The 14777-nt window shown below is 66.3% G+C and carries 15 protein-coding genes; 8 read left to right on the forward strand and 7 right to left on the reverse strand.

What is annotated here, in order from left to right; translation table 11 throughout:
• The first annotated feature begins 27 nt into the window (after positions 1 to 27).
• A complete protein-coding gene (locus tag HLH48_RS09180; RefSeq protein WP_182997214.1) occupies positions 28 to 1305 on the forward strand; it encodes an MFS transporter in 1278 nt (425 codons plus the stop codon).
• 12 nt (positions 1306 to 1317) lie between these two features.
• On the opposite strand, the gene HLH48_RS09185 is transcribed toward HLH48_RS09180, so the two are convergent.
• Positions 1318 to 3114: a tetratricopeptide repeat protein gene (locus tag HLH48_RS09185; protein WP_182997215.1), complete on the reverse strand. Its 1797-nt coding sequence runs from the start codon at positions 3112 to 3114 to the stop codon at positions 1318 to 1320.
• A 78-nt stretch (positions 3115 to 3192) separates the two neighbouring features.
• Between HLH48_RS09185 and HLH48_RS09190 the strand changes: the two genes are divergently transcribed.
• On the forward strand, positions 3193 to 4698 hold the full coding sequence (locus HLH48_RS09190) for a carboxypeptidase M32 (protein ID WP_182997216.1): 1506 nt from the start codon (positions 3193 to 3195) through the stop codon (positions 4696 to 4698).
• Positions 4699 to 4773: 75 nt separating this feature from the next.
• On the opposite strand, the gene HLH48_RS09195 is transcribed toward HLH48_RS09190, so the two are convergent.
• A complete protein-coding gene (locus tag HLH48_RS09195) occupies positions 4774 to 5307 on the reverse strand; it encodes a DsrE family protein (RefSeq protein WP_264813534.1) in 534 nt (177 codons plus the stop codon).
• A 149-nt stretch (positions 5308 to 5456) separates the two neighbouring features.
• Between HLH48_RS09195 and HLH48_RS09200 the strand changes: the two genes are divergently transcribed.
• Positions 5457 to 6404: a GlxA family transcriptional regulator gene (locus HLH48_RS09200; RefSeq protein WP_182997218.1), complete on the forward strand. Its 948-nt coding sequence runs from the start codon at positions 5457 to 5459 to the stop codon at positions 6402 to 6404.
• A gap of 145 nt (positions 6405 to 6549) precedes the next feature.
• Here HLH48_RS09200 and HLH48_RS09205 read toward each other — a convergent pair whose 3' ends face one another.
• Positions 6550 to 7365 carry a DJ-1/PfpI family protein gene (locus tag HLH48_RS09205; protein ID WP_182997219.1) on the reverse strand — a complete coding sequence of 272 codons (816 nt, stop codon included), beginning with the start codon at positions 7363 to 7365 and terminating at the stop codon, positions 6550 to 6552.
• A gap of 240 nt (positions 7366 to 7605) precedes the next feature.
• Here HLH48_RS09205 and HLH48_RS09210 point away from each other — a divergent pair, with 240 nt between their 5' ends.
• Together HLH48_RS09210 and HLH48_RS09215 are read left to right on the forward strand one after the other, a co-directional pair.
• Entirely contained in the window at positions 7606 to 8352 is a 747-nt protein-coding gene (locus HLH48_RS09210; RefSeq protein WP_182997220.1) for an SDR family oxidoreductase, read from the forward strand.
• Between the two features lie 92 nt (positions 8353 to 8444).
• Positions 8445 to 8885: a YybH family protein gene (locus tag HLH48_RS09215; RefSeq protein ID WP_182997221.1), complete on the forward strand. Its 441-nt coding sequence runs from the start codon at positions 8445 to 8447 to the stop codon at positions 8883 to 8885.
• A 110-nt stretch (positions 8886 to 8995) separates the two neighbouring features.
• Here HLH48_RS09215 and HLH48_RS09220 read toward each other — a convergent pair whose 3' ends face one another.
• Positions 8996 to 9493, reverse strand: a complete 498-nt coding sequence (locus HLH48_RS09220) for a TetR/AcrR family transcriptional regulator (RefSeq protein ID WP_343065401.1) — start codon at positions 9491 to 9493, stop codon at positions 8996 to 8998.
• A 180-nt stretch (positions 9494 to 9673) separates the two neighbouring features.
• On the opposite strand from HLH48_RS09220, the gene HLH48_RS09225 reads away from it, so the two are divergent.
• Both HLH48_RS09225 and HLH48_RS09230 read left to right on the forward strand, forming a co-directional pair.
• The gene (locus tag HLH48_RS09225; protein WP_246387187.1) at positions 9674 to 10867 is read left to right on the forward strand and encodes an MFS transporter; all 1194 of its coding nucleotides are present in this window, start codon (positions 9674 to 9676) and stop codon (positions 10865 to 10867) included.
• 101 nt (positions 10868 to 10968) lie between these two features.
• Entirely contained in the window at positions 10969 to 11700 is a 732-nt protein-coding gene (locus HLH48_RS09230; RefSeq protein ID WP_182997223.1) for a CPBP family intramembrane glutamic endopeptidase, read from the forward strand.
• Positions 11701 to 11746: 46 nt separating this feature from the next.
• Here the strand turns inward: HLH48_RS09230 and HLH48_RS09235 are convergent, their stop codons facing one another.
• From HLH48_RS09235 to HLH48_RS23205, 3 genes are all read right to left on the reverse strand, one after another.
• Positions 11747 to 12037 (reverse strand): hypothetical protein, encoded by a 291-nt coding sequence (locus HLH48_RS09235; RefSeq protein WP_182997224.1) that lies wholly within the window; start codon positions 12035 to 12037, stop codon positions 11747 to 11749.
• A gap of 535 nt (positions 12038 to 12572) precedes the next feature.
• Positions 12573 to 13151, reverse strand: coding sequence for a LysR substrate-binding domain-containing protein (locus tag HLH48_RS23200; RefSeq protein ID WP_264813524.1), 579 nt, complete (start codon positions 13149 to 13151; stop codon positions 12573 to 12575).
• Positions 13133 to 13489, reverse strand: a complete 357-nt coding sequence (locus HLH48_RS23205; protein WP_264813522.1) for a LysR family transcriptional regulator — start codon at positions 13487 to 13489, stop codon at positions 13133 to 13135. The genes HLH48_RS23200 and HLH48_RS23205 overlap by 19 nt, the downstream gene beginning before the upstream one ends.
• 93 nt (positions 13490 to 13582) lie before the next feature.
• Between HLH48_RS23205 and HLH48_RS09245 the strand changes: the two genes are divergently transcribed.
• On the forward strand, positions 13583 to 14758 hold the full coding sequence (locus HLH48_RS09245; RefSeq protein WP_182997225.1) for an MFS transporter: 1176 nt from the start codon (positions 13583 to 13585) through the stop codon (positions 14756 to 14758).
• Positions 14759 to 14777: the final 19 nt, after the last annotated feature.

Below are 14777 nucleotides of genomic sequence, written 5' to 3' on the forward strand. Positions count from 1 at the left end.
GGCGGAACGGAACGGAGAGACGCACCGATGGGACGAAACGCGGGCCACGCCAGGGCGGCCGTTCTGATCGGCGCCGCCTGCGCGGGCAATTTTCTCGAATTCTACAATTTCCTGGCCTACGCGTTCTTCGCGCCCATGATCGGCCGCGCGTTCTTCCCCAGCGGCGGCGGCAACCTGGCGAACCTGCTCTACGCGCTGATGACGTTCGCCGTCGGGTTCGTCATGCGCCCGCTGGGCGCCCTCCTCGTCGGGCGCTTCGCCCGCGCCCACGGGCAGCACGCGGCCCTGATGCTGACCTTCGGCATGATGGCGGCCGGCTCGTTCCTGATCGCCGCGACCCCGCCCGCGTCCACCATCGGCGTCCTCGCCCCCACCCTCATCATCTGCGCCCGGCTTCTCCAGGGCTTTTCCGACGGCGGCGAGGTCGGTCCGGCAACCGAACTGCTCTACACCGCCGCTCCCGGCGGCCTCGGCGGCGTCTTCGGCGCGTTGCAATACATGACGCAACTGCTCGGCAGCCTGCTCGCCGTGCTGCTGGGCCTCGTCCTGTCGCTCTGCCTGTCGCACGACGCGCTCTTCTCCTGGGGCTGGCGGCTGCCCTTCGCCTTCGGTCTCGTCATCATTCCGGCGGGCATGGTCCTCCGTCGCCTCGCCGCCGGCCACGCCATCCCGCCCCATCACCCCGCGCCGCCCCCCACGCCCGAGGAACGGCGCGCGGCCGGCGCGGTCATCCTGTTCGTGTTTCTCGGCATCGTCAGCGCGACCATTGCCACCTATCTCCGCACCTTCGGCGTCAGCTACGCGGTCTCGGTGCTGCGCCTCTCCCCGGCCATCGGCATGACCGCCATGACGGCCGGCCTGGCCGCCGGCGCGCTGAGCGTCCTCGCAAGCATGGTCTTCCTCGCCCGCCGTCCCGACGCCCCCGGCGCGGTAACCGGGGTCTCGGTCCTGATCGGCCTCCTGTCGCCCTGGCTCTATTATCGCGCCATCCACCATCCCGGCCTGGGCAGCCAACTGGCGCTGAATGTCGGCATGTTCGCGCTTTCGGGCTTCGTCATCAGTTGCATGTGGAAACTCTTTCTGGACGCCCTGCCGGCGCACAGCCGCTCGTTCCTGTTCGGCGTCCTCTACGCCACCGCCGTATCGGTGTTCGGTGGCCTGACCCAGCCCACCGTCACCTGGCTGATCGCCGTCACCGGCAATCCGCTGGTCCCGGGCTGGATGATGGCGGCCACGGCGGCCCTGGGCCTGTTCAGCTACCTGCGCCTCCGCACCGCCACCACAACCGGGGCACGAAGCGCGTGATACATTTAGCCCCTAATCCCCGGCCAGCCGCCCGTCGCGCCAGCGGGACAACGCCGCGCAGACCGCCGCCACCGGCCCCCGCCACGCGCACGCGGGCATGTCGGGCCCCGCCTGCCTGAACAGGTCCAGCGACGGATACCACCGGCTGGCGGCATCCCCCCAGCACGGCCGCTCCGCCCGATCGAACGCGGCCGACCACCGCCAGTCGCCGCCGAAACGGTTCAACAGCCAGACCGGCCGCCCCATCGCCCCCGCCAGATGGGCGATCGCGGTATCGACCGTAACCACCAGGTCCAGCCCGGCGATCGCCCGCGCCGTCTCCAGCCAGTCGCCCGATGCGGCCGCCTCCATGGCAAAGGGCGGATCACCCGCCGCGACGCCATGCTGGAGACTGACGAAGCGCACACCCGCCACCTCACCCAGCGGGGCCAGCTCCTCCGGCGGGATCGACCGGCGCCGGTCGAAGCGATATGCGGGATTGCCCGCCCAGCACACCCCCACCCGCCGTTCCCCGCCACCCGCTCCCGCCGACAACGCCGGCAGCAGATAGGGCGCGAAAGGCGGCGGCTCCGCCATCCCCAGCAGATGCGGCAGGCTAAGCAGCGCACAGCGCGCAACTACATCCCCCGGCACCGACCCGCCGGGCCGCAGCACGGTACAGCGCGACGCGATCAACCCGTCCGGATCGGGCGTCGTCCCCACCAGCCGCTGCAACTCCGGCGGCAGTTCCAGCACCACCCGCGCCCGCTCCAGACAGTACGGCAGATACCGCAGGAACTGTAGCGCATCCCCCACCCCCTGTTCGGCATGCAGCAGCAGCCGCCCGCGCGGCGGCGCCACCCCGTCCCACGGGGCGATATCCGGCCAGCGCCCCTCCGGCAGCAGCCGGGTACGCGCCTCGAAAAACCGCCACCCAGCCGCCAGATCCCCCCGCGCCAGCAATACCGTACCCAGATTGAACGCCGCCCGCGCCCCCTCCGCGCCGCCGGCCGCCACCGGGTCCGCCAGCACGCCGCGCAGCAGGCGCTCCGCCGCCCCGTCCTCCCCCAGCTCCGCGAGGATGGTCGCGCGATTGACGGCAATCCGCGCGTCCTCCGGCGCCAGGCGCGCCGCCCGCGCCAGCGCCACCCCCGCCTGCGGCAGATGGCCCAGCGCCATCCGCACCAGCCCCAGATTGTTCAGCGTCTCGGCCACATCCGGCACCAGCCCGTCCGCCCGTTCCAGCACCGCCAGCGCCTCCTCATGCCGGTTCAGCGCGAACAGCACGGCACCATGATTGGCCCACGCCGCCCCCTCCTCCGGGCACAGATCCCGCACCCGCCGATAAAGATCCTCCGCCTCCCCATGCGCACCGCGCCCCGACAGCCGCGCCGCCAGCCCGTGCAGCAACGCGGCATCGGCCGGCCGCAGCGCCAGCGCGGCGCGCAGGCTCGCCTCGGCCTCCGCCCCACGCCCCATCGCGCCCAGCACGGCCGCCAGCGCGGCATGGCCGCGCACGTCGCGCGGTTCGCGCAGCGTCGCCACACGCAGCGCGGCCCTTGCGGGCTCCAGATGCCCCTGCTCATGCAGCGCACACCCCAGCGTAATGTGAAAATGCGCGGCCGGCAGAATCGCGATCGCCCGCCCCGCCAGCCCGATCGCCAGGTCCGCCCGGCCCGACGCGCGGGCCACGCACGCCATGCCGTGCAGGATCTCGGGGTCATCCGGCGCGCGGGCCAGCGCCGCGCGCAGCACCGACGCGGCGCCGTCCCGGTCGCCCTCGGCCAGCCGCGCCATCGCCCCGGCCACCTCGTCCTGCCGTCCATCCATCTCGTTCGTCCCGGTTGCATCCGCCGCCCGCGATCGCCCACAGTGCGGCACCCAGTCCCATTCGCAAGCGGAGAGATCATGCCACAAAGCGCTTACCAGGATCTGACCAGCCATTTCGCCCGCATCGGGCGCATCCGCAACGCGCTGGGCATCCTGGGATGGGACAAGGACGTGATGATGCCCTCCGGCGCCGCCGACAGCCGCGCCGACAGCATCGCCACCCTCAGCGTCCTGTGCCACGACATGCTGACCGACCCGCGCGTCGGCGACCTGCTGGACCGGGCACAAGCCCCTGCCGGCACGTGGGAAGCCGCGAACCTGCATGAAATGCGCCGCGCCTGGCTGCACGCCGCCTCGGTGCCCGCCGAACTGGTCGAGGCCTCGTCCCGCGCCGCCTCGCGGTGCGAGGTCGCATGGCGCACCGCCCGGCGCGACGGCGATTTCGCCGCCCTCCTGCCCCTGCTGTCCGACGTGCTGGAGCGCACGCGCGAACTGGCCATCGTCAAGGGCGCGGCACTGGGCCTCGCCCCCTATGACGCGCTGCTGGACCAGTACGATCCCGGCACCCGCCGCGCGGATATCGACCCGGTCTTCGCCGAGTTGCGGCGCGACCTGCCCGGCCTGATCGCCGAAGCCCAAGCCCACCAGGCCACCCTCCCGCCGGTCGAAATGCCCGCCGGCCCCTTCCCCGTCGCGGGGCAGGAGACCCTGGGCCGCCGGATCATGACCGCATTGGGCTTCGACATGGCGCGCGGCCGCCTCGATGTCAGCATCCACCCCTTCTGCGGCGGGGCCGAGGACGACGCCCGCATCACCACCCGCTACGACGACGCCGATTTCCTCCCGGCCCTGATGGGCGTGGTGCATGAAACCGGGCACGCGCTGTACGAACAGGGCCTGCCGGCACAATGGCGCACGCTCCCCGTCGGCCAGTCGCGCGGCATGAGCCTGCACGAAAGCCAGTCCCTGCTAATGGAAATGCAGATCGCGCGCTCGCGCCCCTTCATCGACTGGATCGCCCCCTTGCTGCGCGAAACGTTCGGGGCGGCCAAAACCGACCCCGGCTGGTCGGCCGACGCGCTCTATCGCACGGTCACCCAGGTCAGGCCCGGCTTCATCCGCGTCGATGCCGACGAAATCACCTACCCCGCCCACGTGCTGGTCCGCTACGAGCTGGAAACCGCGCTGATCGACGGCACCCTGCCCCTGCGCGACCTGCCCGACGCCTTCAATGCCGGCATCCGCGACCTGCTGGGGCTGGAGGTCCCCAACGACCGGCTCGGCTGCCTGCAAGACATCCACTGGCCCTCCGGCGCCTGGGGCTATTTCCCCACCTACACGCTGGGCGCCATCCTCGCCGCTCAGTTCCGCCAGGCGGCCTTCGACGCCGACCCCGCCATCGCGCAGGGCATCGCGCGCGGCGATTTCGCCCCGCTGCTCGCCTGGCTGCGCACCCATGTGCATGGCCAGGCCAGCCGTCTCTCCACCGCCGGCATCGTCGCGGCCGCCACCGGCGCCCCGCCCTCGACCAGGGCCTACCGCGCCCACCTGCGCGAGCGTTATTGCGGCACGGGCCCGCATTGAAGACGACGCGGGACCAGGGCGCCGCCCTGGACCCGGAAGGGGACGGTCGTCCCCTTCACCCCTGTTCCGCCGGCATCAGTGGATCACGGCCCACCCTCTCAGTTGCAGGTTGGCCAACGTCACCATGGCGGACAGATCGATCTGAACCCCGTCGGCAACGGCGTCCCGCTCGATCTTCTGGCCCGCCAGGGCGTAGCTGCAAACCTCGATCGTGACCCCCGCCTTACGCAGTGCGCGCAGCAGCCCGGTATTCGGATTATCGCGTCCGAAACGCACCCGGTATGCCGCGTCGGAAAGGACAGACGGCGTGGCCGGCCCGTAGACCATCGCCACCACATCGCCGATTGCGGGATGTATCCCGTCGGCAGCAAGGAGATTCATGAAGCGGGCGGCCCGCTCCAGCGATGGATTGATCTGCGCCGGATCCGGCGCGGCCCGCATCGTCTCGAACACCACCCTGTAGCGCAGGGAGGGATCCGGATGGTTGGCCACGTTCCCGGCCGCATGAATGGCCCCATAGGCCGGAACGGCGGTATCACCCGCCTGCGCCTTGGTAAGTCCGCCCCCCCCACCCAGAAGCGACAGGGACGCGAAAATCAGACGGGTCACGTTCTTCAATGAATCAGCTTTCGTGCAAGAGGAAGGCATGGCCGACAGACAATTCATACAGGGTCAATTCCCTGTTCCGCATACGGCACCCAGAGCGTTTCGAGAAGAAAAATATGGCCATAAATCCGTTTTTCCCTTAAATCAGGACCATGTCCCATATCGGATTTTTCATTTGCGCCAATCACCGGATCCTCGATCTCGCGGGGCCTCTGGGCGCCTTTGAGGAGGCGAATGTTTTCGTCGACAGAGATCCCTACCGCCTGACGGTGATTTCCGAGAAGGGAGGCACCGTCGTCGGGAGTGCCGGGGTTTCCATCCCAACCCGATCGTTCCGCGACATGGCTTTCGATACGGTCATTTTCATCGGCGGCGACATCCAGGCCTTCCAAAATCCCGATGTCATCGCGGCGGCAAAGGACCTCGCCGCGCGCACGGCCCGCGTGGCGAGCGTCTGCACGGGCGCGTTCCTCCTTGCGGAAACCGGATTTCTCGATGGCCGTCGTGCAACGACCCACTGGCGTCTCGCGCCGGAACTCCAGCAGCGATATCCTTCGCTCCGGGTCGAAGCCGATCGGATTTTCATATCGGACGACAAATTCTGGACCTCCGCGGGCATTTCGGCCGGTATCGATCTGGCGCTGGCGCTCATCGAGACGGACCGCGGACCCGAAATCGCACGCGCGGTCGCGCGTGAACTCGTCGTTCCCTACCGGCGCTCCGGCGGGCAGTCACAGTTTTCGGCCATGTCGCAGATGGAACCGGAATCGGACCGTATCCGCATGGCGCTTGCGTTCGCGCGCGACCATCTGGTCGAGCCTCTGCCGATCGAACGGCTGGCGGAAGCCGCCAGGTTGAGTGTCCGCCAATTTGGACGCGCCTTCCGTCGCCAGACCGGTGAAACACCGGCCAGGGCGGTGGAACGTTTGCGCGTGGAGGCGGCATGCGTCCGGCTGCGGAATGGCTCCGAGCCGATCGAACAGATCGCAAAAGCGATCGGCTTTGCGGACCCGGAACGCATGCGGCGCGCGTTCGTGAAACTGCACGGCCATCCACCGCAAGCGATCCGGCGCGCCGGCCGGCAGGAAAGCGCCGTTTAGCCGGCCCTATGGATGCCGCGGCGACAGGCAGGAATCCCGAGGCACGGCTCCACCCGTTGACGGCACGTGCGCGAATCACGCGCCGTCAACGGGTGCGTCTCGCGCCTGCCGGCGCCGTCAATGAAGATATCTTCCGGAAGAACGATCAGAGAATAGGCCGCATGAGGCCGTGTTCCGAGCCCGGCAGCATTTTATAAACCGCATCACGGACTTTCGGGGGCGCCTCCAAAGGATTGCCCGCATGAAATGGCGGTTGCGGGTCATACTGGACCAGAAGCTGCACTTCCTGCGCGGCCTGGACCCCGCGCAGTTCCGCCGCGATCGCCACGCCGAAATCGATCCCGGCGGTAACGCCCCCGCCGCTCATGAACCGGCCGTCCTTCACGATGCGCCCAGGGTCCGGAATCGCGCCGTATTCCTTGAGCACATTCAGAAACGCCCAGTGGCAGGCACTGCGCCTTCCTTTCAGAACACCCGCGGCGGCAAGGATGATGGAGCCGGTACAGACGGACGTGACATATTGCGCGGTATCGGACAGTTGCCGGATGTGCGTGAGAATTTCAGGCTTCATCATCGCCGAAAGATCAAGGGCCCCCGGAACGCAGATGACATCGACCTTGTCTATGTCGGAAAGTTTTTCCGTCGGTCCGAAAACAACGCCATTTTCGAGCGTAACGAGGCCTCCGGCGGGGCTGGCGAACCGAACATTCGTATTGGGAATTCGCGAGAGAATCTCATTGGGGCCGGCGAAATCCAGGAGCGTCCCGTTCGGATAGATCGCGAACAGGAATTCGACAGGCTTCTCGGCCTTGCCGACCGTACCGGCACGCGCTTTTTCCGACAGGAGGCCCGCCGTAGCGGTCGCGGCAAGCGCCGCTCCGCCCATCAGCATCGCATGACGCCGCGCGCGGCCGTACGCACTCAGTTTTTCAGGGACGGTTTCTTCGAAAACTTCAGACATATCGCTCTCCTCAAGCCACCCCGTCGCGCAGGGTCGGCTGCTGAACAGTTGCGACACCTAGTTCCAGGCGCATATTTCCGAAAGGACCTAGTTCCCTCATTTTTAGCCACACCCCATTTCCCAATGAGGCCATGTCTGTATTTAAGGGAAATACGTCCTTTCGGACATTTCCCATTCGGCTAGGTTCGGCGGGACCGATAAGGGGCGCTTTCTGCGGCTCTTGAACGTGAGGAATCCAGAATGAGACTTTCAGGAAAAACCGCGCTCATCACCGGCGGCACAAGCGGCATCGGCCTCGCGACCGCCAGGCGCTTCATCGAGGAAGGTGCCCGCGTGGCCGTCACCGGCCGCGACGAATCCCGGTTCGCCGACGTGCATGCCGAACTCGGGGGCGAGGCGCTCGTCCTTGCCGCGGACGTTCGCTCCATCGAGGCCATGCAGGCGGTTGCATCCCGTATCCAGGACACCTTCGGCGGTCTTGATATTCTGTTTGCGAATGCGGGTTACGTCATTCCGACGCCGCTGCAATCGATCGATGAGCGTCAGTACGACGATGTCATGGACATCAGCGTCAAAGGCGCCGTGTTCACGATGCAGGCGGCGTTGCCCGTGCTGCGCGAGGGCGCATCGGTCATTCTTACGACCTCCTTTATCGATCAGACCGGAAAACACGCTTTGTCGCTGGTCGCGGCGGCAAAGGCGGCGGTCCGGTCGTTCGCGCGAAGCTGGTCCTACGAACTGCTCGACCGCAAGATCCGCGTGAACGCGGTCGCGCCAGGAGGCATCGAAACCCCGCTGCTCGGCAAGCTCGGCCTGTCCGAAGCCGAGGTGGAAGCCTTCAAGACGCAGTTCGCCTCGACTGTGCCCCTGGGCCGAATGGGCCGTCCCGAAGAAATCGCGGCGGCCGTTCTCTACCTTGCAAGCGACGAATCCCGATACGTCGTCGGAACGGAACTGGTGGTCGACGGCGGCTGTTCCCAGCTCTGAGACCAACCTCCCCTCTTCGCCATTCAATGATTGTTCATGGAGACATCATGATGAAGGTCACAAGGCCGCTCTCTTATATCCTCGGGGCGTCGATGGCGCTCGCGCTGCACTATTCGCCCGCCTCGGCGGCCGGCGCGCAATCGCCTGACCCGGCCGCGGTCAAGGCTGTGACGGAACGGTTTGCCGCCGATCTCGCCAAAGGAGATCTTCAGGCGATTTCGCGTCTCTACACCGATGACGCCAGGCTTCTGCCGCCCAACGCGGAGGCGATTTCCGGCCGCGCGGCGATCCTCGCCTATTTCGAGAAGATCTTGCGGCCGGATCTCGTCGGGGGTGCCCAATTTGATCATTACGAGATCTACGGTGGTGCCAACGCCGCGACCAGCATCTCCCAGATCAGGATGCTCGATACAAACGGCCACGTCGTCGAACGCGGCAGGCAGACGATCGTCCTGCTCAAGCAGAATGGGGAGTGGAAGATTCATCGCGACATGTGGTCGGACACGTCCCCCGCGAACACGGGCAACCCCTAGGAGCTGCCTGTCCGCCGGGATAGCGATCCTATAAAAAACAAATAATCCGTCGCCATATCCGTCAACCAATGTGAATGGATATGGCTCCGGGCCGCCTCCCGGACATCCAGCTACCCGCCCGACGCATGCCGCGCGACGAAGGCAGCCGCCGCGTCGCGCGCAAGCGCGGCGGGCAAGGGTCCGTCCGTGAATAGGATACGCGTCAGGACGGGCGCCACCACGGCATCGATCACCGCGTCCGCATCGAACGTGACCGGCTCTCCGGCGGCATCGCAGATCGACACGATCGTCGGCCGCACCGCATCGAACAGCGAGCACGCTTTTTGCGTCCCGTCCCAACCGCGCAGAACGTCACGCATCATTGCCCGGCCGGGCGTGGAGTCCATTTCCTCCTGGTACATCTCCGCCCAGGCGGGCAGATCCACCGACAGGCGGCCACACGGTTTCAGCGGGCAGTCCACGCGCAGATTGCGTTGCGCGACGTCACGCATCAGCGTCGCCATGTCTGTCCACCGACGATAGATCGTCGAGGGCGTGACCCCCGCGCGCGCCGCGACTTGCGGCACGGTCAGCCCCTCCCGTCCGGTTTCGTCGATCAGCGCGGTCACCGCCGCATGCACGGCCTCCTGCACTCTCAGACTCCGTCCACCCGGACGCGGTCCCGATCGCATGGGGCTACGAGCCTCGGACATCATCTTCCCCCCCCTGCTAAAGCAAATAATTTGCTTTTAATGAAGCGTCTCACTATCACTCTAACGCACAATCTTTGCATTAGACAGGAGTACGGCATGACTCCCCCCATCCGCGCCAGAATCTTGTGGATCTACGGTACCATCCTGTTCCTCTTCCTCGGCGCCTCGGCGGCCGTCACGCCGCTTTATCCGCTCTATCACGCGCAATGGCACGCAAGCCTGCCGATGTTGCAGGCCGCTTTCGCGGTGTACGCCCTCACGCTGCTCCTCGCGCTGCTGTGCCTGGGGTCTCTGTCGGATTATCTCGGCCGTCGTCCGGTCATCTGGCTCGCCATCGCGGTCGAGACCGTCGCCATGCTCCAGTTCGCGGTCGCGGCGAACATCGGCGACGTCATTTGCGGACGGGCCCTGCAAGGTCTCGCGACCGGCATCGCCACCAGCGCGCTGAGCGCGGGGCTTCAGGACGCCCATCGCGAACGCGGCGGCCTCATCAGCGGCATGGTTCCCATGGGTTCGATGGCCGCGCTGGCCCTCGGCTCGGCCATCCTGGTCAGGTTTGCGCCCGATCCGCTGAATTTCGTGTTCTGGCTGCTGACCGTCGGCATGGTCATGTCCGCGGGCGTGGTCTTCGCCATTCCCGAAACCGTCTCACGCATACCCGGCGCGCTGGCCTCCCTCCGGCCACGAATCCACGTCCCTCTCGCGGCGCGCGGCGCCATGCGGCGGATCGCCCCGGCCAACATCGCGGTATGGGCACTGGCGGGCCTTCTGCTCTCGCTCGGCCCGGCAATCGCACGCATCGCCAGCCACGACGGTGGCGGGGTTCTGCTCGGGGGCGCCGTGGTCGCCGTCGTCATGGCGCCCGCTCTCGTCGCAATGGTCGTGCATCTCGCCGGACCGGGCACGCTCCTGCTGCGCCGGGGCGCGGTCGCCGTGCTGGCGGGGCTGCCGCTGGTGCTGATCGGCCTGCATATCGTGAGCCTGACCGTCTTTCTTGTCGGGGCGGCCATTGCCGGCGCCGGTCTCGGCCTGACTGTGCAGGGCGCTCTGCGCACGATCGTACCGCTCGCCGAATCTCACGAGCGCGCGGGGCTGGCCGCCAGCTATTTCGTCATGAGCTATCTCGCCTTCAGCGCGCCCGCCTTCCTCGCCGGCTTCGCGGTGCGCGCGTGCGGCCTGCGCGCCACGACCGACGCCTATGTCGCGCTTCTATTAATTCTGACGGCGCTCACGCTGCGCGGCCTGGGCCGGGACGGAACGATCGACGCCTGCCCGTCTCCCTCGCGCTGATATCGCACTGCCATGAACAGGTTTCCATACCTCTCGATTCATGAAATTCTGCAAAACCGAGCCCGTCCGGTAGAACGTGAACCCCACGAGAGGTCGAAGCCTTGCATTCAGAACTGCTCGCCCTGTCGCTGGCGGTAGCCTTCGCACTCGTTGCGGCGCGAGGCAGCCAGTCATTTCGAAGACTGAAAGAGTCGCCACCCGAGAAGAAAGTCAGAATTTACAGATCCTGGCTCGCGATATCGTTTTTATGTTTCGGAGTCGCGGGATCCTGCCTGATTTACAACTTTGAACGCACGAATATTTCGATCTATCTCCCTTACCAGATCGCATTTCGCGTTGTGCATGAAAACACAAGCATTGACCTCAGCCAGCTTGTCCCGATGCTGTTCGGCTTTTGCATCGGACTGATCGCGATCGTTTTTGTCGCGCGGACCCGCAGGGGCAGGAAATTCTATAATACCGAAGCCGTCTCCGCCCTGCGCCCCGACACGCAGTCCGAGAAAACCTACCTGGTCCTGCTCTGCGTGAACGCGGCGATCTCAGAGGAGATCATGTTCCGCGGAGCCCTCCCCGTGTTGATATACACGATCAGCGAGAACGCCATGATGGCGATTCTTGTTGCCGCCCTCGCCTTTGGCTGCATGCATTACTATCAGGGCGCTCGCGGCATCCTGTCGACCTTCTGCCTGGCCATCCTTTTCAGCATTCTCCTGGGCGTGGGCTTCAATCTGTATGTCGTGATGCTCCTTCATTTCTTTATCAACATGATGGCGCTGTTCGTGCTGCCAAAAATATCCCGCCTTGGCCGACCGAAGGAAACAGGGATGGTTTGATACCCTCCCGCCAGCCGGAAGTTGCCACGGCGGAACGATAAAACGCTCACTGAAGCCGCTCATCTTTCCTGCGAACGACGCGCGTCAGCGACGCAACCTGCTCCCTGACTCTCACCCAGAACACCGCTTCGTCGGCGAGATTCTGTTCCATGCACCGGACGATCTGCCGTCGGACGGCGAGGTAGGCGTCCGGCCCGAAGCCCCTGATGAGGCACGCCGCGACGTCATGGGCTGACATATACGACATTCTGCCTTCGTCCCGATCCGCCATTTCGACCTCATGCACCACCGACGACGTTCGACGCCGGCAGGACGAAACAAAGGCGAATCCGGACACGCATCGTCCCGCCCTTCCTGGCGTCGGGCGGGTGATAACGTGTTTCAAAAGGGCAAAAGCACGCCCTGCCTATTTCCCAGACGGCACGCAACCGAGGTCACGCACCGCTGGACCATAGGTCCGGGTGTTGTATTCGGCAGGCCACCCGACATAGGAGGCCGCCCTTTTGAAAAGGCGTTATCACGCGCCACCTTTAGAATAGCATGATACGAGGGCTCCCGTCACCTGCCGACGGAGCCGCGTCGCGACGCACGATAAACCCGAGCTCCCCAAATTGTCGTGACGATTGAGCCGGTTGAAAGGCCACTCGACGAGGTTGCGCGCCTCACAGAGCGTTCTGTCGCGGCCTCCGGGCATCGTCCGGTTTGATTTCGGCGGGATGACCGCATCGCGCAATCCGCCATTCCAGGTCGGCTTCCTGTGTCAGCGCCACGGGGAAACCGCCCGGCATGTCTGTAAAGCGGCATGCGCGATCATCAGGGAGATGCACCACAACGGGCGAGCGGCGATGTCGCGTCCGACCAGGCGAGCGCATTTACGCAACCGTTCCCCGCTCCGCGAGAAAATCGAGCAAGGCGCGGACGCGGGCGGGAAGCGGCCCGCCTTGACCGACATGGACAGCATGGAAATCTTCGCGATCACCCGGGTTGAATGCCTCCAGCACCGGAACAAGCCGCCCGGCCGCGATATCGTCGCGTACCGTGTAGCGCGCCAGCCGGGCCAGGCCGTTCCCGCCGATCGCCAGTTGCCGCAGCGCCTCTCCGTCGCTTGCCTGCACACGCCCGACCGGCGGCACGACCACGGTTTCCCCATCCCGCCGCAGCGGCCAGCCATCGGCCGCGCGGACATAGCTGAAACCCAGCCGGTCATGCCGGTCCAGGTCGGCGATCGTCCTCGGCACCCCAAGACGCGTCAGATAGGCGGGCGCGCCGACGATCACCATGGCCGTCTCACCCAGTTTGCGGGCCACCAGGCGCGAACTTTTCAGCGGTCCCGCTCTCACCGCCACGTCGGTCCGTTCCGATAGAAGATCGACCACGGCATCGGTCTGCACGATATCCAGCGTCACGCCGGGATAACGAGCGAGAAAATCACTCAGGACCGGCGCAAGCACATGCGCGGCATAGGACGCGCTGGTATTGAGACGAATGCGCCCGACCGGCCGCTCCCCGGCTCCGGCATTGCGTTCGGCATCGTCATATCCGCCAGAATCCGCGTCGCACGTTCATAGAAGGCGCACCCCTCCGGCGTAAGCTGGAAACGCCGTGTCGAACGGCTCACCAGCCGCGCCCCCAATCGGGCTTCGAGGCGGGCAACCAGCTTGCTGACGGCGGAAGGCGTCATGCGGCACAGCCGCGCGGCGGCTGAAAATCCCCCCTGCTCGACCACACGGACGAAGACCTCCATCTCTCCCGAGCGGTTGATGTCGGACCGGGCCATCTGATCGTCCATTTCACATATGATGTTCCTTGTAGCACGCTATATCACAGCACCTGTCGCCCGCTATCGTCTCGTCACGACGATCGCGACAATGCGGGACCAGCCATGCCCTTGCCTCTTTATGCCCTCACAGCCGGGGCCTTCGGTATCGGCGTCTCCGAGTTCGTCATCATGGGCCTGCTGCTGCACGTCGGCGCCGACCTCGGCGTGACGATCGCCACGGCGGGGCTGCTGATTTCGGGATACGCCCTTGGCGTGGTCCTCGGCGCGCCGATCCTGACGGTGCTGACCGGCCGATGGCCTCGCAAGCGGGTCCTGGTCGCATTGATGGCGGTCTTCACGGCCGGCAATCTCGCATGCGCGCTCGCCCCCTCCTACGGCGCCCTCATGGCGGCCCGCATTCTGACGGCGCTCGCCCATGGCACGTTCTTCGGCGTCGGGTCGGTTGTCGCGACCGGGCTCGTTCCGGCGGAACGGAAAGCATCCGCGATCGCCGTCATGTTCACCGGCCTCACGGCAGCCAACGTCCTCGGCGTCCCCCTCGGCACATGGATCGGCCAGCAATTCGGCTGGCGGGCCACCTTCTGGTCCGTGACGGCGGTCGGCGTCATGGCGCTGGTCGTCATCGCCATCCTGGTCCCGCGGGACGCGCGCCCGTCCGAGCATGCCGAGTGGCGCGCCGACATGCGGGTCATTCTGCGCCCGGCGGTCCTGCTCTGCCTTCCCACCACGGTCCTTGGCTATGCGGGCGTGTTCGCCGTCTTCACCTATATCGCCGTGTTCGCCGTCTTCACCTATATCGCGCCGCTGCTGACACATGTCGGCGGCTTTCCCGAAAGCGCCGTCTCACCCATCCTGCTGGTGTTCGGCGGCGGGCTGGTGGCCGGCAACCTGATCGGCGGCCGGCTCGCCGATCGCAACCTCCCGGCCACCATCGTCGGCACGCTGGCGGCGCTGGGTCTCGTCCTGGCCCTGATGACGCCCGGCTTCCACGCAAGACCGTCCGCCATCCTGCTCACCGGCCTTCTCGGCGCGGCGGGGTTCGCCACGGTCGCGCCGCTCCAGATATGGGTGCTGTCAAAGGCGGCAGGAGCCGGTCAGAGCCTCGCCTCCAGCGTCAACATCGCGGCGTTCAACCTGGGCAATGCCATCGGCGCCTGGGCGGGCGGCACGGTGATCGCACACGGCGTCGCGCTGTCCGTCGTGCCACTGGCCGCGGCCATATTTCCCGCCACGGCCATCCTGGTGGCGCTTCTGAACATGAATATCGGCAGACGGTAACGTATCGAAAAGGGAAACC

The sequence above is a fragment of the Gluconacetobacter sacchari genome (assembly GCF_014174255.1).
Lineage (GTDB): Bacteria > Pseudomonadota > Alphaproteobacteria > Acetobacterales > Acetobacteraceae > Gluconacetobacter > Gluconacetobacter sacchari.